The sequence below is a fragment of the Streptomyces sp. P17 genome, from assembly GCF_032436805.1.
Taxonomy (GTDB): Bacteria; Actinomycetota; Actinomycetes; order Streptomycetales; family Streptomycetaceae; genus Streptomyces.
Genome location: NZ_JAVRBF010000461.1, coordinates 1 through 351 on the forward strand (window position 1 = coordinate 1; position 351 = coordinate 351).

The following is a 351-nucleotide window of genomic DNA, read 5'->3' on the forward strand; positions in this document are numbered from 1 at the left end:
GGTAAGCAGCGTACCAGCGTCAGCATAGTGCTGAACGGAGATGAACGCAGGCTTGCCGAACAGGTCAGTCATGCCACGAACCACCGATACAAGATCGGAGCCGATATACATGACACGGCCAGAGCCGATGACCTTCGTATCAGTCAGACGCGATCCAGCGATGATCTTGGTCTGACGTGGGGTACGGTTGTCGTTGAGGATTTTGTCCAGACGCATCAGGTTCTTGTAGGAAACCAGAGACGCAGGGATTGCAGGAGCACCACCAGAAGCCGGAGTTTCTTCACCGGAGATTTCGCTGTCAGCAGTTGCAGCACCGGCATAGATGATCGTACCAGCAGCAGCCAGCAAATC

Annotated in this window: 1 protein-coding gene; it reads right to left on the bottom strand. The window is 54.7% G+C overall.

Annotated elements, in window-relative coordinates:
* Positions 1–351 (bottom strand): N4-gp56 family major capsid protein (locus RMT89_RS41715; RefSeq protein WP_315888971.1); only part of this gene is annotated, 351 nt, incomplete at both ends.